This window comes from Arthrobacter sp. 9V, from assembly GCF_902506065.1.
Lineage (GTDB): Bacteria > Actinomycetota > Actinomycetes > Actinomycetales > Micrococcaceae > Arthrobacter.
In genome coordinates this window covers 4,107,228-4,127,973 of sequence record NZ_LR732912.1, presented here as the reverse complement: position 1 = coordinate 4,127,973, position 20,746 = coordinate 4,107,228, and the positions used below count along the sequence as shown (strand labels likewise).

Below are 20,746 nucleotides of genomic sequence, written 5' to 3'. Positions count from 1 at the left end.
ATTCGCCCCTTTCGTCCGTATGCCTCTATTTAGTCTGCAAGCTCCACAATGACGGGAGCGTGGTCCGAAGCGCCTTTGCCCTTGCGTTCCTCGCGGTCAATTGAGGCGCCTGTGACCCGTGATGCCAGCGCCGGGGAGGCGAGGCAGAAGTCGATGCGCATGCCTTCCTTTTTGGGGAAGCGCAGCTGCGTGTAGTCCCAGTAGGTGTACACGCCCGGGCCCGGAGTATAGGGACGGACGACGTCGGTGAAACCGCCGGCTTCGAAGGCGTGGAAGGCCGCGCGCTCCGGTTCGGAGACGTGGGTGTAGTTGTTGTTGCGGAAAAGTTCGATGTCCCACACGTCGTCGTCGAACGGTGCGATGTTCCAGTCACCCATCAGGGCGACTTGCGCCGTGGGATCGGACTTGACCCATTCGGCTGCGTGGCCTTGGAGAACGTCCAGCCACTTGATCTTGTAGGGCATGTGTTCGTCGTCCAGCGAGCGGCCGTTGGGGACGTAGAGGCTCCAGATGCGGATGCCGCCGCAGGTGGCTGCGATGGCACGGGCTTCCTGTGCAGGATCCTTGCCTGCCTTGCCGAATGCGGGCTGGTCCGGGAAGGTCCGCTGCACATCCTCCAGGCCAACACGCGAGGCGATGGCTACACCGTTCCACTGGTTCACACCGAAGTGTGCAACCTCGTAACCCATGCGCTCAAAGAGCTCCCACGGGAAGTTCTCGTCCTTGCACTTGGTCTCCTGGATGGCCAGGACATCACAGTCACTGCGCTCAAGCCAGGCTTCAACGCGGTCGGCACGGGCGCGGAGGGAGTTCACATTCCAGGTAGCTATCTTCACAGCCACTAACTTACCGAACTTGGGGCTGAGCGCATCCCCCGACGGCTTTTTACCTTGCCGAACTAGCGGACGTAAAGCGCCGAGGAAGATGAGAGTTTCCGGAGCCCTATGCCCGAAGCGATCAGGAGCAGCCCCGTGACGATCGCGAATCCTGCCAGCATCCATACCAGGCCCAAGAGGCCGAGCCCCGGATTCACCAGAACCACAATCCCGAACACGGCGGTGATCAGGCCTGTCAGCAACCAGATACCCCAGCTCCGGACGAAGGTCCGCGCTGCAAGGGACAGGATGATTTGAGAGAGACCCAGGACCAGTGCCCACAATCCGATCAGAACCCCGATTGCTGCCGCCGTAATTCCCGGCAAGGCAATGGCCACAATGCCCGCTGCAATGGAAATGAGTCCGCCCACTATGGTCCAGCGGGAACGGCCGGCGGGGTCATAGAAATAATGAGCCACGCTGGTAATACCGTCAATGATGGCAAATACCCCGAACATGACGACTACCACGAAAGCGGTGGCGCTCGGCAAAATAAAGATCAAGAGGCCAAAAACTATGAAAAGGGCTCCCCGGACCAGCAAAGCAGTTCCCGGGCTTTTGAACATTTTGCGATCCGCTGCGTCGTTCATAGGCCTCAGCGTAACCAACCACGTGCCTTTACCGCATCCCCTCGCGCCGGATAGCTGTGGCAATTGCTGCAGCGCGTGTTTCGACGCCGAGTTTGGCGTAGATGTGGGCTAGATGGGTTTTCACGGTTGCTTCGGAGATGAACAGACGTTTTCCAAGATCACGATTACTGAGGCCCTCTGTCAGGAGACTGAGCAGTTCGGCTTCGCGGGGAGTGAGAACTTCGTCCGGATTCCGTAGCTGTTGGAAGAGGCGCGAAGCCACGGGTGCACTCATCACGCTTTTCCCTTGCACCGCCCCGCGGACGGCTGCGAAGATCTCCTCCGGCGCAGCGTCCTTGAGTAAATAGCCCATGGCGCCGGCGTCGACGGCACGCACAATGTCGGCGTCGGAATCGTAGGTGGTGAACACGATGATGGCCTGCTGGGGGTTCCGCTGACGGAGTCGCTTGGTGGCCTCGATCCCATCCATCCCGGCGCCCATGGCAAGGTCCATGAGGACTACGGAGGGTGAATGCTCGCGGGCAGCTTCCAGCGCTTCCTCGCCGGAGGATGCTTCCCCGACGACGGCGATATCAGCTTGGGTGCCCAGCAGCGCCTTGAGCCCGCTCCGGACTACCGTATGGTCGTCCACCAGCAGCACGGAGATGGGGTTCACAGGGGCTCCTTCACAGAATTGGCCGGATCAACAACCCGGGCAAGTGGGAACTGCGCGGCAATGATGGTTCCTTCGCCGGGCGAGCTCTCCACAGACAATTCTCCGCCCAGCTGCTCAACACGTTGCCGCATTGCGCGGAGGCCGTATCCTCCGCTTGCCGACGCCGGAGGTACCGCTGCGGGATCAAAGCCGCGGCCGTCGTCGAACACGTCCAAGGTCACTGCGTCCGGAAGGTACCCCAGTGTCACGCTGGCATGGTCCGCGCTGGCGTGAAGTTTGATGTTGGCAACGGCGCTTTGCGTAACGCGGAGCAGGGCGTGCCGCACCTCGGAGGGAAGGGGCGTCGGCTCCCCGGTGACGCGGACGCTGACGGTCTCAAAGTACTGCCGCGCTGCATGTTCCAAGGCCTCCGGGAGCGGCGCAGTCTCAAGTCCGGGGGCGGAGAGTTCATGCACCAGGCTTCGGGTGTCCGCGAGGTTGCGCCGCAGCAGCCCGGTTGCCTTGCGTACATCCTCGTGGGCGGTTTCGGCTGGCCAGGAGCGCTGAGCTGCCTCGAGGAGGAGCAGGCTGCTGGCCAATCCTTGAGTAACGGTGTCGTGGATTTCACGGGAAACCCGCTCGCGTTCGGTGGCGATCCCGGCTTCACGCTGCTTGGCGGCGAGTTGCTCTTGGGCTTGGGTGACGTCGTCGAAAAGTTTGCGCTGCAGCGCCGCGTCGCGCTCAATCTTGTCGTAGATCAGGGTGAGCAGCGCGCCCGCAGCCAGCGGGCCGAGGAGCATGGCGATGTCCGTCCAGCCGCTCATCCGGAAGAGCCCCACAGCGGTGGCGGCCGCCGTCGCGCCTCCCGCCACGTAACCGGCCCAACCGCGGAAGGCAGTGCGGGTGAGGAAGAAGATGGCAAAAGAACACCAGGCGAAACTCGGAGCCACCACCACCAACGCGGCCCACGCCGCCACCAAAGCCACCATCCATGGGATCCACAGCTGATGCGCGCGTTGTCGGTGGGCCAAGAGGGCCGTGACCGCATAGAGCGCACACACAGCAACGGCCAAAGCAACGGTCCATAGATTGTCCGCAGGGGAGTGGCGCATGACGTAGCGGACGGCGGAGGCCACCATCAGGGCGGCAAAGCCCAAGTGCACAACCACATCAATGCGGCCATCAATCCGTGTACTGGCGGTTGGCATGAAATTCCCGTTCCGGGTTCGGTGGAAGGCGTTCTTCCCATGCTAGATCCCGGGCGCTTCTTGGTCTCTCCACCTTTTGGCTGATACCGGTGGCGGAAAGGCTGAGGCCGGCAGCGGCGCCCGGCCGATGTGGCCCGCGGGCTTTCCCGGAAGCATGGAGATGTACCCGCTGCTTACTACGAGGAGAACCCTGTGAAGAAGTCCAACAAGATGATTGCCGCCGCCGCTGCCGGAGCACTGTTGCTCACCGGCGGTGTGACAGCCGTCGCCAACGCAGTGTCGCCCGCAGCCGCGCCAGCCGCCCCCGTGAAGGTTGCCGCCGAGGTTCAGCCGGCACCGGAGAACGTTGTGTCCCAAAACCGCATCTCCGTGGGCGCTTCCAGCGCAGCGGTCAACGCCGCGCTGGCCAAGTGCCAGACGGACAAGCTGCCGTTCGTCACCGTTGCCCTGGTTGACCGTTTCGGCACGGTCCAGGCGATCCTTCGCGGTGACAACGCCGCCGAGCACACCATCGAAGCCGCCAAGCAGAAGGCCTACACGGCCGCAGCTTTCGGTGCTCCCACCAGCGAGCTCGCCAAGCGCATCAACGGCAATGGCCCTTCCATCGCTGACCTCCCGGGTACCTTGTTCCTGGCCGGTGGCGTTCCGCTGAAGGTAAACGGCGTATCCGTGGCGGGGATCGGAGTTGGCGGCGCTCCGGACGGCGCCCTCGACGAAGCTTGCGCCACCGCCGGCGCGGACGCCCTGGCTACGGCCGCGAAGTAGCCATGAATCCCCGTGGAGTTTTTGTACAGATACGGCCCTTCTGGAGGCGTTTTAGGGGCGTTATCTGTACAAAAACTCCGGTGGTGGGGGCGGGATTGCTGGTTCTCGGGCTTCTGGCTGGATGTACGACGGCGGCACCCTCGCCTTCCAGCTCAGCGTCGGCTCCCGTGACCGCGGGTCCTGCAGCGCCAGCCGGGAGTTCCACCGCGCCAGCCCCCAGTTCCACCGCGACGTCCAGTGCAAGTCCCGGCCCGTCGTCGTCGGCCGCTGTGCCGTCCAAAGTCTCAGCGCCGCCCCAACTCCTACCGGAGGCCCAAATGGAAACCGACCGACTCCTCATCCTTGCCGCTAAAGCCAACGATTCCACGAGGGTTCGCGAGCTGATCGCAGCTGGCGGCAACGTCAATGCCAAGGACGAGATCCAGGACTCCGCATTCCTCTACGCCGGGGCCGAGGGCTTTAACGAGGTCCTGCAGCTGACGCTGGCTGCGGGCGCCGATGTTCGCAGCATCAACAGGTACGGTGGCACCGCGCTGATCCCGGCGAGCGAGCACGGGCACACGGAAACTGTTCGGATTCTCATTGCCGTGGGTGTGCCCGTGGACCACGTCAACAACCTGGGTTGGACCGCCATGCAGGAAGCCATCCTGCTCAATAACGGTGGACCCAATCAGCAGGAGGTGGTCCGGCAACTCCTCGCAGCCGGCGCCAACCCGGACATCCGCGACCCCCAAGGCCGAACCGCCCTGCAGAACGCAGAGCGGCTCGGGTTCACGGAAATCGCGGCATTGATCCGGGCCCGCTAGTTACAGCGCCTCCAGCACGCTCACATAGTTGGCGATGCCTACGCCGCCCATGTTCTGTACCGCGCCACGGCGGGCATTGGGCAATTGCATGTCCCCGGCGGTCCCCGTGAGCTGCATCGCGGCGATCACATGCTGCGACACACCCGTGGCGCCCACAGGGTGCCCCTTCGCCTTGAGTCCACCGGAGACGTTCACGGGCAGCTTGCCGTCCTTGTAAACCCAGCCTTCCTGAATGGCTCGCGCGCCCTCGCCACGGGGAGTGAGGCCCATGGCTTCGTACATGATCAGCTCGGCGATGGTGAAACAGTCGTGCACCTCGGCGAAGTCCAGACCCTCAAGGCCTACGCCTGCCATGGTGAACGCGCGTTCCCAGGAAGCCCTGGTGGCTGCGAACTCGGTGGGATCGCGCTTCTCCGCCGGGAAGAAGTCGTTGGCGTGACCGAAACCGGCCAGGCGCACCGGCGCGGTTGCGCCTCCGGTAGCGGACGTGGAAAGTACGACGGCGGCAGCACCGTCCGAGACCGGCGAACAGTCAGTGCGGCGCAAGGGCTCGGCCACCATGGGGTTCTTCTCGGATATGGTTCGGCAGAACTCCTCGCCGAAGTCCCGGTGCATCTGGGCGTACGGGTTGTCCATGCCGTTCCGGTGGTTCTTGGCAGCGATGGAACCCAGGACGTCGCCGAGGCCGTTCTCAAAACCCGGGCCGCCGATTCCAGCGCCGTAGCGCTTCCCGTAGTGCTTGGCTACCTCCGCGAACAGGCCAGTGAACCCGGTGCTGGAGGCTTTGCCGGCCATCTCATACGACGCACCCAGGAGGGCAGCACCCACAACGTCCGCGCCGGCGTCGGTCATTTTCTCCGCCCCGATCACCAGGACGTTACGCGCAGTTCCGGCCAGGACAGCTTTGACGCCCTGTTGGAAAGCCGCCGACCCCGAAGCGCAGGCGTTTTCTGTGCGCGTAGCCGGGACATTGGCCAGATCTGCGGACAACTGAAGCGCCAACGACGACGTGAACCCCAGGGGCTGCATGCCCGAGTTGAACTGCCCGAGGTAGATCTCGTCAATGTCCTTGGGGTCCAGCCCCGAGTTCTTGATGGCTTCGCCCGCCACCTGAACGATCAGCGACTCCAGGGTGTCATCCGTCAGCTTCCCGAACTTGCTGTGGCCCCACCCCGTGAGCAGGATGTCTTTGCCAAACTGTTCCTTCAGGCTCATGCGCGTGCTCCTTCAAGCGTGTGTTCCTTTGACGTCAGCGCCACGCTGAACTGTGCATCGGTCTTGCCGCGGATCTCTTCCACCGTGACGCCCGGGGCGAGCCGGGTCAGCAGCAGTCGTGCTTCTTCGATGTCAAAAACGGCCAGGTCCGTGATGATCCGGTCAACGCACTTCAGCCCAGTGAGCGGGAGCGTGCATTCGGTGACGATCTTGGCCGAACCATCCTTGGCGTTGTGCTCGGTGAGGACCACCACCCGTGGAGTCCCGGCCACCAAATCCATGGCTCCGCCCATGCCCTTGACCATCTTGCCGGGGATGGTCCAGTTGGCCAGGTCCCCTGAGCCGGAAACCTGCATGGCACCCAGGATGGCCACCTTCACGTGCCCGCCACGGATCATGCCGAACGAGGTGGCGGAGTCGAAAATGCTCCCGCCGGGAGTGATGGTGACAGTCTGCTTTCCCGCGTTGATAAGGTCGGCATCTTCCTCGCCCTCATAGGGAAAAGGACCCATTCCCAGCAGGCCGTTCTCGCTTTGGAGGACCATCCGCACGCCGTCGGGCAGGTTATTGGCAACCAGCGTGGGAATGCCGATGCCCAGGTTGACGTAGTCGCCGTCGTTCAATTCTTCGGCCGCGATGGCGGCCATTTGATCTCGTGTCCATGCCATGGTGATGAGCTCCTTTGCTTCTAAACCGTGAGGGATTCTGCCCGCTGGCGGACCGTGCGCTGTTCAATGTCCTTGACCCGATCCGTGGCCTGAACCAGCCGCTGCACATACACTCCGGGGGTGACGATGTGGTTGGGATCCAGTTCGCCCGGCTGCACAATGACCTCGGCCTCGGCGATGGTCACTGCCCCGGCGGTAGCCACCACCGGATTAAAGTTCCGCGCCGTGTAGCGGTAGATCAGGTTGCCGTCAGTATCGGCAGTGTGTGCATGAACCAGTGCGACGTCGGCGGTGATGGCGCGCTCGCGGACGTAGGTTACGCCGTCGAACTCTTCCAGCGGCTTGCCTTCGGCAACCAAGGTTCCCACGCCCGTCCGGGTATAGAAGGCGGGAATGCCTGCGCCGCCGGCCCGGAGGCGTTCGGCGAGGGTGCCCTGCGGGGTGAATTCAACCTCGAGCTTCCCCGCCAGGTATTGCTCGGCGAAGAGCTTGTTCTCGCCCACGTAGGAAGCGATGACCTTGCGGACCTGGCCCGCCTCAATCAGGACACCAAGCCCCTTGCCGTCCACGCCCATGTTGTTGGAAACGATGGTGAGGTCCTTGGCCCCCGATTCACGAACGGCGTCGATCAAGTCCGCGGGGATGCCGCTCAGGCCAAAACCGCCGACGGCGATTGTCAGGCCGTCTGCCATCAGGTCATGGAGCGCTTGCGCTGCGCTCTGGTGGATCTTGGCCATACTGTGCTCCTCATTGAGTTCTGACTCCAGCATCCACTTTGTGGACTGGGCGGTCTCTTGATGAGGAGACTAGGTATTACTTGGCTGGCTGGTCAACGACACTAGGGCTCTCCTACTCAGGGTGTGGACGCTAGGATGTGAGGTGTCCACATTGTGGATGAAATCTTTTCAGGAGGATGCTGTGGTGGTTCAGGGAGCACAAGTCGTAGGCAGGGCAGCCTTGCTGCTTCGGCTGGTGGGGCGGAAACCGGAAGGCACCTCATTGGCGGGTTTGGTGCGCGAATCCGGCCTGACCCGGCCCACCGTTCACCGGCTGCTGACGTCCTTGGCTGCGGAAGGTTTGCTGGAACATGACTCCGCCTCCGGAAAGTGGGTATTGGGGCCGGAGATCTTCCTGCTGGGCTCGGTGGCTGCTGCACGGTTCCCCATGGAGGACATTGCCCGGCCCGCACTGCGCAGGTTGGCTGCCGAGACGGGGGAGAGCGCCTTTTTCTCCATCCGCCGCGGGAACGAAACGGTGTGTGTGCTGCGCGAAGAAGGCTCCTTCCCCGTGCGGTCCTTCGTGCTGCATGAAGGCGTGCGCTTTCCGCTGGGCGTGGCATCTGCCGGCACAGCCATTATGGCTTTCCTGCCTCCGGACGAACAGGAATCACTACTGAATGACTGGCCTTCACATGCCGGCGAGTTTGCCGTGGGACATCCCGCCGATGTGGTGCGGGAGAATCTGGCGCAGACCCGGCTGGCGGGCTACTCGGTCAATCCCGGGCTGATCCTGGAAGGCAGCTGGGGCATGGGTGCTGCGGTGTTTGACCAGCAGGGACGGCCGGCGTGGGCTCTCTCCTTAACGGGGATCGAACCGCGCTTCCGGCCGGACCGCCAGGCTTTCCTGGGCAAATTGTTGCTCGAGGAAGCGCACCGAATGAGCGCGCGGTTGCAGGGAGCTAGCTCAGGTCCAGGCGCATCAGAACTCGCGGGAAACCGTTAAGCACTGAGGTGGTTTCGGCAACCTTCTTGAACCCGGCCTTCTCGAACAACCTGCGGGTGCCCACGTAGGCCATGGTCAGATCAACTTTTCCGCCCTTGTTGTCCACGGGATACCCCTCAATGGCGGGCGCACCGTGGCTCTTGGCGAAGTCGATTGCACCGCGCAGGAGTTCGTGGGAGATGCCTTTACCCCGGTGCCCGGGCCGCACCCGGATGCACCAGACAGACCACACCTTGCTTTCATCCACATGGGGGATCTTGCGGTTCTTCGCAAAAGTGGTGTCCGCGCGTGGGTGGACCGCTGCCCACCCAACTACTTGATCGCCGTCGTAAGCCAAAACGCCAGGGGGCGGGTCCTCGGCCACCAGGTTCTTCACGTACTTCCCGCGCTCCTGCTTCTGGAGCTCCTGGTTCAATTTCGACGGGATCCGGTAACTCAGGCACCAGCACACGTTGGAGTCGGGGCTCTTGGGCCCCACCATGGCCTTCACGTCATCGAACACCGTTGCGGGTCGAACCTCGATAGCCATGCGGACCATCCTGTCATTGGGGCGCGGCACTCCGCTAGACTGGCCAGCGTGATGACCGGATCGGGCTTCGGCCCTGCACGGATCGGCTACCCGGCCGACCTCTGACGCGCGCCAGGGCTCCTCCTTGTGGATCGATGAAACGCCAAACCCATCGACAACACCCACACACAAAGGAGTTCTTCATGCCTGCACTTTTCAACCACACCATCATCGCGTCCCTGGACCGTACCGTGTCCGCGGAGTTCTACCGTTCCCTCCTTGAGGCTGAGGAAGCCCCGAGCTGGGGACCCTTCACCAACCTCACGCTTGCCGGCGGGGTGATGCTGCAATTCGCCGAGCCCCCGGTGGACATCCAGATGCAGCACTATGCCTTCCTGGTTGACGACGCCCACTTTGACCGCGCCTATGAGCGCCTGGTGAGTGACGGCGTCGAGCACTGGGCGGATCCCCAAATGACCCGCCCGGGCGAGACAAACACCGAACACGGCGGCCGTGGCGTCTACTTCAAAGACCCGGCCGGACATGCCCTGGAGCTGATCACCAAGCCGTACTTTTAAAAACTTTTTCAATCCGGACCCATCCACCCCGTCCCATCCTCCGAATAGCTGGTGAGACACAAACCGCAGGTGAAGCAAAAGCATCACCTGCGGCCCGTGTCCACCAACCAATGGACCCAACGCCCTGGTTCCAAAAACAAGGAGAATGACATGTTGTCCACAAAGCGCCCCGCCCTCGCCTTCGTTGGCCTCACTGCAGCCGCCCTTCTCGGACTTACCGGCTGTGGCGGTTCCAGCACCTCCAGCACCCCGGCTGCATCATCTGCTGCCCCGGAAACATCCATGGCGGCTCCGTCGTCGATGGCACCGTCGCCGTCCTCCTCGGCCATGGCAAGCACCGCCATGGACCCGGCCCGTGACCTTGTTGGCCCCGGCTGCGCCGGCTACGCCTCACAGGTTCCGGACGGTTCCGGCTCAGTAGTAGGCATGGCCCAGGATCCGGTAGCTGTAGCAGCATCGAACAACCCGCTGCTCAAGACCCTGACCGCCGCTGTTTCGGGAAAGCTCAACCCCAAGGTTGACCTGGTTTCCACCCTGAACGGCAGCGAATTCACGGTGTTCGCACCGGTTGACGATGCTTTCGCCAAGATCGACCCCGCAACAATCGAGACGCTCAAGACGGACGATGCCCTGCTGAGCAAGATTCTCACCTACCACGTAGTCCCCGGCCAGCTGACCCCGGACCAGATTGTGGGCACCCACAAGACTGTCCAGGGTGGCGAAGTGACCGTAGCCGGTTCCAAGGACGCCCTCACGGTTGACGGCGCCAACGTGATCTGCGGTGGCGTTCACACCGCCAACGCCACGGTCTACCTGATCGACTCGGTGCTGATGCCCAAATAAGCCATAGGGCTTTAGAGACACCACGCGGTAAGAACACAACGCAGTACTAACAACAAAGCAGGCGCCGGATCAGATCCGGCGCCTGCTTTGTTGTGTGTTGCTGTTAGCGGCTGAAGTCGCTGTCGGTGTAGGACCCGGTCCGGTGGTGTTCCGAGCCGCAAGGGCAGTGGTCCAGCTCAATGCGGACGGTCAAGGGTTTGGACGAGTCCAGGGTGAGCGTCACATCCTCGCTGGGCTGGGTGTTGCGGCTGGGCTGGGTGTTGCTGCTGGGCTGGGTGCTGAGGCGGAGGGTGCTTTGGGCAGACGTGTTGGGCATGGTGGACCTTCCTGACGTGTGAATGGGGCTGGCTAAAGGCCGGTTACTTGGGCTCGGAGTCCTGAGATGGTTTGCCCACCAGGGGGATGGTTCCGGTGGGTGTTCCCCCGGCGCAATCGGACTCTGTGCACTTTTCCGCGCACTCGTGCTTGGTGACGAGATCGAACTGAACCCCGCCGTGCTGCTCAACACCGGTGCGGATGGCTCGTTCCACCACTGAGGTGGCCAAGCGTTTGTGCAGTTGCAGGGGGTCGCGGCGAAGGTCCTTGACCAGTGCGAAACAGAGCAACAGCATGACGATCACAAACGGCAGGGCGGCCACAATTGTCACTCTCTGCAGGCCGGATAATGCTTCTGATGGTTCATCACCGCCGGCCAGGAGCATGACTGCGGCAACTGCACCGGTAAGGCTTCCCCAGAAGATCACCACTCCCCGGCGCGGGTGCTCCGCGCCATTTGAGCTGAGGGACCCCATCACAATGGACGCGGCGTCCGCGCCGGTGATGAAGAAGATTGCCACCAGGACCATGGCCAGCACAATGACGGCTCCGGTAAGCCAGCCAGGCATGCCGAGGTTCTTGATCAGATCAAAGAGTGCGCCGTCGAAGTTGATGGAGGGCGCGCCGTCCACCATCTTTACCAGGCCGGGGGTGCCGGCCTTGTCTGCCTCTTGCTGCACGTGGAACGCGGCACCGCCGAAGATGCCGAACCAGATCACGCTGACAACGCTGGGCACCAGCAGTACGCCGGTGACGAACTGGCGGATGGTGCGGCCGCGGCTGATGCGGGCGATGAACATGCCTACGAAGGGCGTCCAAGAGATCCACCAGGCCCAGTAGAAGATGGTCCAGCTGGTCATCCAGCTGCGCAGTGAGTCGTCTCCCACGGCTTCGGTGCGGGAGGACATTTCGGCCAGGTCCCGGGCGTAGTCACCCACGGCTGAAGGGATCAGGTTGAGGATGAACAGGGTGGGTCCGGCAATGAACACAATGATGGCCAGGACAACAGCCAGCACCATGTTGATGTTGGAAAGCCACTGGATGCCGCGGCTGATTCCTGAAACGGCTGATGCTACGAAGCAGAAGGTGAGGATTGCGACGATGACCACCAGCACGGGAGTACCAATTTCACCCAACCAGCCGTTGGACGTCATGCCACTGCCGATCTGGAGGGCGCCGAGGCCCAGGGAGGCGGCAGTTCCGAAGAGCGTGGCGAAGATAGCCAGGATGTTGATGAACTTGCCGATGGGCCCTTCCACCATGCGGATTCCGAAGAGCGAAGTGAATGCTGCCGAGACCAGTTGCTTGCGGCCCAAACGGTAAGTGCCGTAAGCCATGGCGATGCCGACTACGGCGTACATCGCCCAGGGGTGCAGGGTCCAGTGGAAGATGGACGTGGCCATGGCAGTCTGGATGGCTGCCGGAGTGCGGCCGTCCACGGTTCCCGGCGGCGGCGAGATGTAGTGGTACAGCGGTTCGGCCACACCGTAGAACATGAGCCCGATGCCCATGCCGGCGGCAAACATCATGGCCACCCAGGAGACGGTCCGGAATTCAGGCTTTTCGCCGTCCTTGCCCAGCGGGATGTTGCCGAACTTTCCCAAGGCAAGCCACAGGACGAAGACGACGAACAATGAGGCGAGGACCATGAAGAGCCAGCCTGTGTACTCCATGACCCAGTTCAAGGCGCCTTTGGAGGTATCGGAAAGGCTGTCGCGTCCCACAAAGCCCCAGACCACGAAGGCGACGGCGATGGCGCCCGTGATCCCGAAGGTGACTTTGTCGAGGGTAAGTTTGCGGTTTCGGCGGGCCGAGACGGCCTGCTCGGTCTTGGCGTGGCGCAGCTCTTCCATGATCTGTTCGTATTCTTCAGAATCGGGAAGGGGTTCTGCGCCTCCGTCCTCAGCGTCGAGGGCTGCCAAAGTGGCGTTGTCGGGGGAGAGACTGATGATTTCTTCAGGTTTCTCCGCGTGGGCGGGGCTTGTTGATGCTGGAGTACCTGCCAAGCGATCGTCGGCAGGTAACTCTTCCGGTGTTAACGGTTTTGTGTCGCTGTTTATAGCCATGAGCGGGTCCTTTGCTCGGCGAGTCATGGGTTTGCGTTTATACATGGCCCTGAAAGGTGAGGCCGAAGGGAAGGCTGGGGGGCTTCCCTGCTGACCATGATTTTGCTGTCCCCCATCTGCTCTTCAGCAGCGTAGGCCGGCGGTTTCATGGTGTACCTCTTGGTAGGACTGGTTGGTCTGAACGCTGGGCTTGTGGAACCTTGATTGCGTTCCGCATGAATCAACAACATTCGCGCTAAGCAACAGAGTGCGCCCCGTCACACGCAAAGTCAAGGACTTTCGCCTGTTTAACGGCAACTTGATATATCAATTGGCTTTGACCTGCAGCGTTGAGTTTGCGGGTGACGGCCGGCCCTGGGGCCCGTGGATGCGCTTGGCAGTGGACGCCTAGCGGTGCCGGTATCCCATCCGGGCGCTGATGGTCAGCCCGGCCTCACGGAGCCCGTCAATGAGCCCCGGCTGGTCCTCCGGTGAAAAGCGGAATGCCGGACCGGAGATACTCACGGCGGCGATGACGCTTCCGGAGTGGTTGAAGATGGGCACGGCGATGGCAGTAAGGCCGATTTCAAACTCTTCGTGGACTGTGGCGTACCCCTTACGGGCTACATCCAGCAGCTGTTTCTCCAGCTCGCCGCGGTTTGTGACGGTCCGCGGCGTCCGTGCGGGCAGGCCAACTGCCTTGAGCACCTGGGTTCGTTCATCTGCGGTCAGCGCGGCAAGAAGGACCTTGCCACTGGAGGTGGCGTGCAGGGGCGTCAGGCTGCCCACCCAGTCGTAGGTGGCAAGCGTTGAGGGTCCCATGGCCTGGTCCACATTCACGGCGTAGTTTGACCGCAGAACGGCCAGGTTCACCGTCTCCTTGTATTCGGCGGCCAGCGCCTCCAGGACCTGGCGCGCCTCATGCACCACACTCAGCCTGCCCGGGATGGAGGATGCCAAACGCAGAATGCCAAAACCAAGTTGGTACTTGCCACGTTCACTGTTCTGCCGGACCAGTTCACGGTTCACCAGGGATCCCACCAAGCGCGACACCGTGGACTTGTGGATGCCCATCTCTTCGGCGATCTCACTGACGCCGGCATCTCCTTCGCGCGCCAGTATCTCAAGGATTTGGAGCGCGCGGTCCACTGACTGCACGCCCCCGCCTTGGGCGTCTGCGTCCTTGTCAGGTTCCGGGGTGTTACCAGCGGCCATGATGCCTCGTGTCATTGTCCAGGCAGGCCGCCCTGAGCCGGTAACCCTGTTCGGCCTGCACCCTCGTCTTTCCTCATCCTAGACGGAGTTTTGCACGGACCCTTTCACATCAGGGGAATCCGCATGGTTTACAGGGACGTCATCTTGCGCCCCTGCCTGGTTGGATGTGGGCCGGGTCTGTGGAACAGATTTCCGTGGTCCACGGCAGCGGCAGCACGGGAACGGGCGTGCCGGCTGCCACTCCTTCAGGGGGAACGGCCATGTATCCGTCCGCCCAAGCCAGTCCTCGCATCATCCCCGGACCTGTATGGGAGGCAGGTAATGCGAGGTCATGGGTCAACGTGCAGGGTATGAGCCGTGTCTGCCCCGGGAGGGGATCCATGTCCGCCCCGGACGTGATAAGTCGCACCGCCCGGAGTGGCCTGCATCCCAAGGCGGCCATCAGGGGCTCTCCCAGGGTCATCAGTGACATCATCGCGGCCAGAGGATTCCCCGGAAGGCCAATAATGAAACGGCCATCAGGAAGTTCCGCCAGCACCGCGGGGTGTCCTGGCCGCATGGCAATGCCGTCCAGGAGCAGTCTGCCGCCCAGCGCGGCTACGGCGTCACGGAAGTGGTCCGTGCCGGATTTCCCTGTTCCGCCGGTGGTGATGGTCACGTCCGGTCGCTCGGCGGCGGGCGGGAAGCCCGCAGGGCCGCCGCCCAACGCGGCCATCCATTCGTTGTACGAGTCGCCGATCCTCTGCTGGCCTCCGGGCTCCCCGCCGAGTTGCCAAATGACGGTATCCAATTGGGGACCGAAGGCATCGCGGACCTGGCCCGGAGCGGGCTCACCTGAGGTCACCACTTCCGAACCGGTCAGCACGACGGCTACTCTCGGCTTGCGCTGTATCCGAAGGTGATCGTGGCCTGCTACAGCGGCCAGGGCAATGTGTGCCGGGTTAAGAAGGGTGCCGGCGGGTATGAGGACATCACCGGCTGTGGCTTCTTCTCCGGCCGGACGAATGTGCCGGCCCGGGAGGGTCTCGCCCGGCTTTGAACCGGTCCTCAGGGAGAGTTGCCCGTCCTCGGAGACGCAGCCGCTTTCCTTGCGCAGGACCGACGTGGCACCGGTGGGGACGAGCCCTCCGGTGGCAATGACACTCGCTTGACCCAGGGCGAGTGGACGCCCCGGTGCCGTCAGCATCCATGGTCCGCCGCCGTTGCCGCTGCCGTTGCCGCCGCCGTTGACAGCCCAACCGTCCATGGCTGATGAGGCATAGTGGGGCAGATCCCGTTGCGCCGTGACGGGACTGGCTAGCATGCCGCCGATTGCTTCCCGGAGGGTAACCAACGCCGACGTCAGCGGCCTGGCGCACTGGTGGGCCAGTTCCCGCGCTTCGGCCCACGTGGGTGCTTGGTCCCGGCAGTGGGGAGCGTCGGGGAAGATTGCTTGTGCAAGCATGGATGCCCGCTTCCTGAGGTGGGGTATGACGCAGATACCGGGGACTGCACGGCCTTCCCGTAATTCTTGCCGCGCAGTCCCCGGTATCAGTTGATGCGTACTGTCCTAGGCCTTTACGTAGCCGTTGGGGTTCAGTACGAACTTTGTTGCCGATCCGGCGTCGAATTCGGCGTAGCCGCGGGGAGCGTCTTCGAGGGGGATGGCCTTGGCGTTGACGGCCTTGGCAATCTGGACCTTGTCATGGAGGATGGCCATCATCAACTGACGGTTGTACTTCATAACGGGGCACTGGCCGGTGGTGAAGGACAAGGACTTTGCCCAGCCTGTCCCAAGGGACAGCGAGAGGGAGCCGTGCTTGGCTGCCTCGTCGATTCCACCCGGATCGCCAGTAACGTAAAGGCCCGGGATGCCCAGGGAACCGCCGGCGGCAGTGATGTCCATCAGGGAGTTCAGCACGGTGGCAGGGGCCTCGTGGGAGGCGTCCTTGCCATGGCCGCGGGCCTCGAAGCCAACAGCGTCCACACCGCAATCCACTTCCGGAACTCCGAGGATCTGTGCGATCTGCTCCTTCGGGTCGCCGTTGGAGACGTTGACGGTTTCGCAGCCGAAGGAACGCGCCTGCGCCAGGCGGTCTTCGTTCATGTCGCCCACAATCACGACGGCGGCGCCAAGCAGCTGTGCGCCCACGGCGGCGGCAAGACCCACGGGACCGGCACCTGCGACGTAAACCGTGGAACCCACACCCACGCCTGCAGTGACGGCACCGTGGAAGCCGGTGGGGAAGATGTCCGAGAGCATGGTCAAGTCCATGATCTTTTCCAGGGCCTGATCGCGGTCCGGGAAGCGCAACAGGTTCCAGTCGGCGTAAGGGACCAGCACGAACTCAGCCTGGCCGCCCACCCAGCCTCCCATGTCCACGTAGCCGTAGGCGCTGCCGGGGCGGTCCGGGTTGACGTTCAGGCAAATGCCGGTTTTCTGTTCCTTGCAGTTCCGGCAGCGGCCGCAGGAAATGTTGAACGGCACCGAGACGATGTCGCCTACCTTGATGAACTCGACGTCGGGTCCCACCTCCACCACTTCGCCGGTGATTTCGTGGCCGAGGACCAGGTCCTTCGGAGCTGTGGTGCGGCCACGGACCATGTGCTGGTCCGAACCGCAGATGTTGGTGGTCACCGTCCGGAGGATGGCCCCGTGTGGCACTTTTCGTCCGACGTTTTCAGGGTTGACTCCTGGTCCGTCCTTGAGCTCAAACGTTGGGTAGTCAGTGTCGATGATCTCAACGACACCGGGTTCCTTGTAGGCGACTGCTCTGTTTCCTGACATGGTCACTCCCTATTCTTTGGCTGTTACTGAAAATGCTGTCCAATGATCCGAAAGCGGTGCTTCGATGAGGAAATACCTCCCCAGGTTTCAGGCACCGAAGCACCATTTACGAACCACTGGACGGGTGGAAAATTTAGGCTTTCTCCAGTCGGATGATCACCGACTTGGACGTGGGAGTTCCGCTGGTATCTGCCACGGAATCCAGGGGCACTAGAACGTTTGTTTCCGGGTAGTACGCGGCGGCGCAGCCCTTGGGCGTCGAATAGGACACGATCCGGAAGTTCTCGGCCCGCCGGTCCGTTCCTTGGAACTCGGAAATCAGGTGGACCATATCGCCGTCGGAAAATCCCAGCTCGGTGATGTCCTCAGCGTTGATGAGTACCACGCGCCGGCCACCATGGATGCCGCGGTAGCGATCATCCTTGCCGTAGATGGTGGTGTTGTACTGGTCGTGTGAGCGCAGGGTTTGAAGGACCAGCCTGCCGGGCGGGACCTTGATGAATTCGAGTTCGTTGCCTGTGAAGTGTGCTTTGCCGGACGCGGTGTCGAACTTCCTGGCGTCGCGTGGCGGGTGCGGCAGCACGAAGCCACCCGGATGTTGAATCCGTGCTTCGAAGTCCTCAAAGCCATCGAAGACCGCCTCAATGTGCTTCCGGATCAGCGTGTAATCGTCCCTCATGGCCAACCAGGAAGCCTGGGGCGTGTTGGGAAGGCGGCCATGGCCATCGGTGAACAATCTGTCCGCGAGGTTGCAGACGATTGCTACTTCGGAGTGGAGGTGATCGCTGGCTGGCTTGAGTCGTCCCCGTGATGCGTGGACGGCGCTCATGGAGTCCTCCACGGTGACTCGTTGGTCGCCGGTGCGCTGGGTGTCCTTCTCGGTGCGGCCCAGGGTGGGCAGGATCAGCGCCCGGCGTCCGGTGGACAGGTGTGAGTGGTTCAGTTTGGTGGAGATCTGGACACTCAACCGGGTGTTGGCTAAGGCCAGTTCGGTGACGTCCGAATCCGGGGCGGCCCGGACGAAGTTGCCCCCCATTCCCATGAAGAAGCGGACTTTCCCGTCCCGCATGGCGCGGATGGCCGCCACGGTGTCAAAGCCGTGCTCACGGGGGGATCGGAACTCGAATTCCTGGTCCAGCCTGTCGTGGAACGTCTCGGGCATTTTCTCGAAGATGCCCATGGTGCGGTCGCCTTGGACGTTTGAATGGCCGCGTACCGGGCAGACGCCGGCGCCGGGCTTGCCGATGTTGCCTTGAAGCAGGAGGACGTTGACTACATCGCGGAGGGTAGGAACGGAATGCTTGTGCTGGGTCAGTCCCATGGCCCAGCAAACAATGGTGGCGCTGGAAGCAAGCATCCGCTCACCCGTTGCATGAATCTGTTCCAGTGTGAGACCTGTTGCCTCCACGATGTCATCCCACTCCACCTTTTCCAGGTAGCGCAGGTAGTCGTCAATGCCCACGGTGTGGTTGTTGATGAAGTCGTGATCCAGGACCGTCTCCAGGCCTGGGGTGTTGCGTCCGGCGGCTTCGGCTTCCAGCAGGTATTTGCCCAGGCCTTGGAAGAGGGCTTGGTCCCCTCCGGCCCGGATCTGCAGGAAGTCGTCCGTCAGTTGGGTCCCTTGGATCATGCCGGCCACATGCTGCGGGTTCTCAAAGTGCAGGAGGCCTGCTTCCGGAAGGGGGTTGACGGAGATGATCACTGCGCCGTTCTTCTTTGCCTTCTCCAAGGCGCTGAGCATGCGCGGGTGGTTGGTGCCGGGGTTTTGTCCGGCAACGAAGATCAGCGACGCCGTTTCCAGGTCCGTCAGGCTGACCGAGCCCTTGCCGATGCCGATGGTTTCCACCAGCGCAGAGCCGGAGGACTCGTGGCACATGTTGGAGCAGTCCGGGAGGTTGTTGGTGCCGATGCCGCGTACCAGGAGTTGGTAAACAAACGCAGCCTCGTTGGACGTGCGGCCGGAGGTGTAGAAGACGGCTTGATCCGGGTGATCCATGCCCCGCAGCTCTTCGGCCATGAGGTTGTACGCCTCATCCCACCCGATGGGCTTGTAGTGGGTTGCGCCTTCGTCCAGGAACATCGGGTGCGTGATCCGGCCTTGCTGACCCAGCCAGAAGTCATCGCGGGTTTTGAGCTCGGCAACGGAATGTTGGGCGAAGAACTCCGGCGTGACGCGGCGGCGCGTAGCTTCTTCCGCCACTGCCTTGGCGCCGTTCTCGCAGAATTCTGCCGCATTGCGCTTCTCGTGCTCGGGCCAGGCGCAACCCATGCAGTCGAACCCGTCCAGCTGGTTCACGGCCAACAGGGTTTGGACGCTTCGCAGGGGCCCCATTTGTTCCAGCGAAATCTTCAGTGCATTGGCAACAGCGGGAATGCCCACAGCCTTGGTTTTTGGTTTGCTGACGGTCAGCTTTGACTCATCAATGTTCTCGCGCGGAGCTTTGGCATGCATGGGGAGACCCTTCAGATCCGGGAAGTGGAAGCAGCGAGCAGCGTGGTTGAGGACTGCCGCCGGGCCGCTTCCACGGTGTGAAGCAGCAACAGGGCAGTGGTCACCGATCCTACGCCGCCCGGGACCGGACTCAGCCCGGCAGCCACTCCGGCGACGCTGGCTTCGTCAACATCTCCCACAAGGGAACCGTCGGGCAGGACGTTCGTGCCGACATCGATCACTACAGCCTCCGAAGAGACGTCTTTGCCTTTCAGCAGCCCGGTGCGCCCGGCGGCAACAACCACGACGTCGGCGGGCCGGGTGTAGCGTTCCAGCGGTCCGGATTTGGAATGGCAGATGGTGACGGTGGCGTCCTTTTCGAGGAGGAGCAGGGACAGCGGCTTGCCCACTACTGCCGAACGCCCGACGACGGCCACGTTCCGTCCTGCGACGGGGATCTGGAAGTGGTCCAGCAACTCCACCACGGCGCGGGCGGTAGCGGGTGCGAAGGCGGGCTGCCCCACAGCCAAGCGGCCGAGGCTGAGGGGGTTGGCGCCGTCGATGTCCTTTTCCGGGGCAATGAGGCCCACCAGCCGGTCAGCGCGCACGGAGGCCGGCAGGGGAGTCTGGAGGATGATGCCGTGGACGGTTGGTTCCGCGCTGAGGTCCGCCAGGACGCTGGCCAACACTTGTTCGGTGGCGTCGCGGCCAAGATCGACGATCCTGCAACCGATGCCTGCCCGTCCTGCGGCACGCTCAATGGAGCGAACGTACCAGTGCGTGGACTCGTCGTCGGTGGCTACAACAACGGCCAGGACGGGCTGGAGTCCCTCATCATCCAGGACGGTGGTCTCTTGCTGTGCCCGCTGCTGGATGAGGGCAGCGAGCGGCTTGCCGGACAGCACTTCGGTGTTACTGCGGACTTCGGCGCTCATGAGAGGATCCTTTCGCGGACGCGCTTCACCAGGGCATCGGCGGCGAGAACTACTTTGTCCTCAATGCCGTCCGTCTGCTCCGACAATCGTGAACGCGCTTCCCCGTGTTTGATGGCCACGACGTTGATGTCGATGTTGACCCGGGCCGTAGTGGCAGCTGCGCGCGCTGCGTCGGCGGCAGCGGCGACGTCACTGATGACATTGGGGTTGGCCACATCGAAAAGTTCAGTGGCAAGGTCCACCACTTCACCGGCAACCTTGACCAGCTGCGCGGGAGTGTGGGCTGCCTGAACCAGTGCTTCCTGGATGGCTGCTGTTTTTACTGCCTTGAGTTCGTCGGTGTCAGAGGGAAGCTTGTAGGAGTCGATCACGGACTGGAAGGCGTGCTCATCGGCGTCTGCGAGGCGCAAGGACTCAACGATCAGGTGATCGGCTGCGCTGGTGATCCGGGTGACCAGTGCTGCATGTTCCTCATACTTTGGGCCGGTGGTGTACCTGGCCACCATGGCTACCAAGGCAGCACCTTGGGCGGCATGCAGGGCTGCGGCGGCGCCTCCACCGGGGGTGGGCTGACGTGAAGCGAGCCTGGAGAGGTAATCATTGATGGTTTCTGAACTGATCATGGG

General features: G+C 62.7%; 21 protein-coding genes. 5 read left to right on the top strand and 16 right to left on the bottom strand.

All coding sequences use genetic code 11. The features are described from left to right. Positions 1-29 precede the first annotated feature (29 nt). From BACI9J_RS18925 to BACI9J_RS18910, 4 genes are all read right to left on the bottom strand, one after another. Positions 30-836: an exodeoxyribonuclease III gene (locus BACI9J_RS18925; RefSeq protein ID WP_159735727.1), complete on the bottom strand. Its 807-nt coding sequence runs from the start codon at positions 834-836 to the stop codon at positions 30-32. A 62-nt stretch (positions 837-898) separates the two neighbouring features. Continuing rightward, on the bottom strand, positions 899-1,465 hold the full coding sequence (locus tag BACI9J_RS18920; protein WP_159735726.1) for an HdeD family acid-resistance protein: 567 nt from the start codon (positions 1,463-1,465) through the stop codon (positions 899-901). Between the two features lie 28 nt (positions 1,466-1,493). Further along, on the bottom strand, positions 1,494-2,120 hold the full coding sequence (locus BACI9J_RS18915) for a response regulator (RefSeq protein WP_159735725.1): 627 nt from the start codon (positions 2,118-2,120) through the stop codon (positions 1,494-1,496). Further along, positions 2,117-3,307, bottom strand: a complete 1,191-nt coding sequence (locus BACI9J_RS18910; RefSeq protein WP_159735724.1) for a sensor histidine kinase — start codon at positions 3,305-3,307, stop codon at positions 2,117-2,119. The genes BACI9J_RS18915 and BACI9J_RS18910 overlap by 4 nt, the downstream gene beginning before the upstream one ends. A gap of 192 nt (positions 3,308-3,499) precedes the next feature. Here BACI9J_RS18910 and BACI9J_RS18905 point away from each other — a divergent pair, with 192 nt between their 5' ends. Together BACI9J_RS18905 and BACI9J_RS24465 are read left to right on the top strand one after the other, a co-directional pair. After that, on the top strand, positions 3,500-4,072 hold the full coding sequence (locus BACI9J_RS18905; protein ID WP_201296619.1) for a GlcG/HbpS family heme-binding protein: 573 nt from the start codon (positions 3,500-3,502) through the stop codon (positions 4,070-4,072). An 80-nt stretch (positions 4,073-4,152) separates the two neighbouring features. Continuing rightward, positions 4,153-4,878: an ankyrin repeat domain-containing protein gene (locus BACI9J_RS24465; protein ID WP_442858651.1), complete on the top strand. Its 726-nt coding sequence runs from the start codon at positions 4,153-4,155 to the stop codon at positions 4,876-4,878. On the opposite strand, the gene BACI9J_RS18895 is transcribed toward BACI9J_RS24465, so the two are convergent. Genes BACI9J_RS18895 through BACI9J_RS18885 form a run of 3 tightly spaced genes read right to left on the bottom strand, consistent with a single transcriptional unit; the run spans position 4,879 to position 7,498 of the window. Further along, positions 4,879-6,093, bottom strand: a complete 1,215-nt coding sequence (locus BACI9J_RS18895) for an acetyl-CoA acetyltransferase (protein ID WP_159735722.1) — start codon at positions 6,091-6,093, stop codon at positions 4,879-4,881. Beyond that, entirely contained in the window at positions 6,090-6,761 is a 672-nt protein-coding gene (locus tag BACI9J_RS18890; RefSeq protein ID WP_159735721.1) for a CoA transferase subunit B, read from the bottom strand. Before BACI9J_RS18890 ends, BACI9J_RS18895 begins: the two co-directional genes overlap by 4 nt. 20 nt (positions 6,762-6,781) lie before the next feature. After that, the gene (locus BACI9J_RS18885; RefSeq protein WP_159735720.1) at positions 6,782-7,498 is read right to left on the bottom strand and encodes a CoA transferase subunit A; all 717 of its coding nucleotides are present in this window, start codon (positions 7,496-7,498) and stop codon (positions 6,782-6,784) included. Positions 7,499-7,655: 157 nt separating this feature from the next. On the opposite strand from BACI9J_RS18885, the gene BACI9J_RS18880 reads away from it, so the two are divergent. Further along, a complete protein-coding gene (locus tag BACI9J_RS18880; RefSeq protein WP_201296618.1) occupies positions 7,656-8,483 on the top strand; it encodes an IclR family transcriptional regulator in 828 nt (275 codons plus the stop codon). Here the strand turns inward: BACI9J_RS18880 and BACI9J_RS18875 are convergent. Continuing rightward, the gene (locus tag BACI9J_RS18875; RefSeq protein ID WP_159735719.1) at positions 8,440-9,012 is read right to left on the bottom strand and encodes a GNAT family N-acetyltransferase; all 573 of its coding nucleotides are present in this window, start codon (positions 9,010-9,012) and stop codon (positions 8,440-8,442) included. The two genes, BACI9J_RS18880 and BACI9J_RS18875, sit on opposite strands and share 44 nt — an antisense overlap. A 182-nt stretch (positions 9,013-9,194) precedes the next feature. On the opposite strand from BACI9J_RS18875, the gene BACI9J_RS18870 reads away from it, so the two are divergent. Together BACI9J_RS18870 and BACI9J_RS18865 are read left to right on the top strand one after the other, a co-directional pair. Continuing rightward, a complete protein-coding gene (locus BACI9J_RS18870; RefSeq protein ID WP_159735718.1) occupies positions 9,195-9,569 on the top strand; it encodes a VOC family protein in 375 nt (124 codons plus the stop codon). Positions 9,570-9,719: 150 nt separating this feature from the next. Further along, the gene (locus BACI9J_RS18865) at positions 9,720-10,412 is read left to right on the top strand and encodes a fasciclin domain-containing protein (RefSeq protein ID WP_159735717.1); all 693 of its coding nucleotides are present in this window, start codon (positions 9,720-9,722) and stop codon (positions 10,410-10,412) included. Between the two features lie 103 nt (positions 10,413-10,515). On the opposite strand, the gene BACI9J_RS18860 is transcribed toward BACI9J_RS18865, so the two are convergent. From BACI9J_RS18860 to BACI9J_RS18825, 8 genes are all read right to left on the bottom strand, one after another. Continuing rightward, complete coding sequence (locus tag BACI9J_RS18860; RefSeq protein ID WP_159735716.1) at positions 10,516-10,728, bottom strand: hypothetical protein; 213 nt, start codon at positions 10,726-10,728, stop codon at positions 10,516-10,518. 43 nt (positions 10,729-10,771) lie between these two features. Further along, positions 10,772-12,793 (bottom strand): BCCT family transporter, encoded by a 2,022-nt coding sequence (locus tag BACI9J_RS18855; RefSeq protein WP_236558764.1) that lies wholly within the window; start codon positions 12,791-12,793, stop codon positions 10,772-10,774. A gap of 387 nt (positions 12,794-13,180) precedes the next feature. Next, entirely contained in the window at positions 13,181-13,987 is an 807-nt protein-coding gene (locus tag BACI9J_RS18850) for an IclR family transcriptional regulator (RefSeq protein ID WP_159735714.1), read from the bottom strand. 139 nt (positions 13,988-14,126) lie between these two features. Then, entirely contained in the window at positions 14,127-15,431 is a 1,305-nt protein-coding gene (locus BACI9J_RS18845) for a molybdopterin molybdotransferase MoeA (protein WP_159735713.1), read from the bottom strand. Positions 15,432-15,536: 105 nt separating this feature from the next. Then, positions 15,537-16,754, bottom strand: coding sequence for a formaldehyde dehydrogenase, glutathione-independent (gene fdhA / locus BACI9J_RS18840; RefSeq protein WP_159735712.1), 1,218 nt, complete (start codon positions 16,752-16,754; stop codon positions 15,537-15,539). Positions 16,755-16,887: 133 nt separating this feature from the next. Beyond that, positions 16,888-19,206, bottom strand: a complete 2,319-nt coding sequence (locus BACI9J_RS18835; protein ID WP_159735711.1) for an FdhF/YdeP family oxidoreductase — start codon at positions 19,204-19,206, stop codon at positions 16,888-16,890. Between the two features lie 11 nt (positions 19,207-19,217). Beyond that, a complete protein-coding gene (locus tag BACI9J_RS18830) occupies positions 19,218-20,120 on the bottom strand; it encodes a bifunctional 5,10-methylenetetrahydrofolate dehydrogenase/5,10-methenyltetrahydrofolate cyclohydrolase (RefSeq protein WP_159735710.1) in 903 nt (300 codons plus the stop codon). Beyond that, entirely contained in the window at positions 20,117-20,743 is a 627-nt protein-coding gene (locus BACI9J_RS18825) for a cyclodeaminase/cyclohydrolase family protein (protein WP_159735709.1), read from the bottom strand. Before BACI9J_RS18825 ends, BACI9J_RS18830 begins: the two co-directional genes overlap by 4 nt. Between the last annotated feature and the right edge of the window lie 3 nt (positions 20,744-20,746).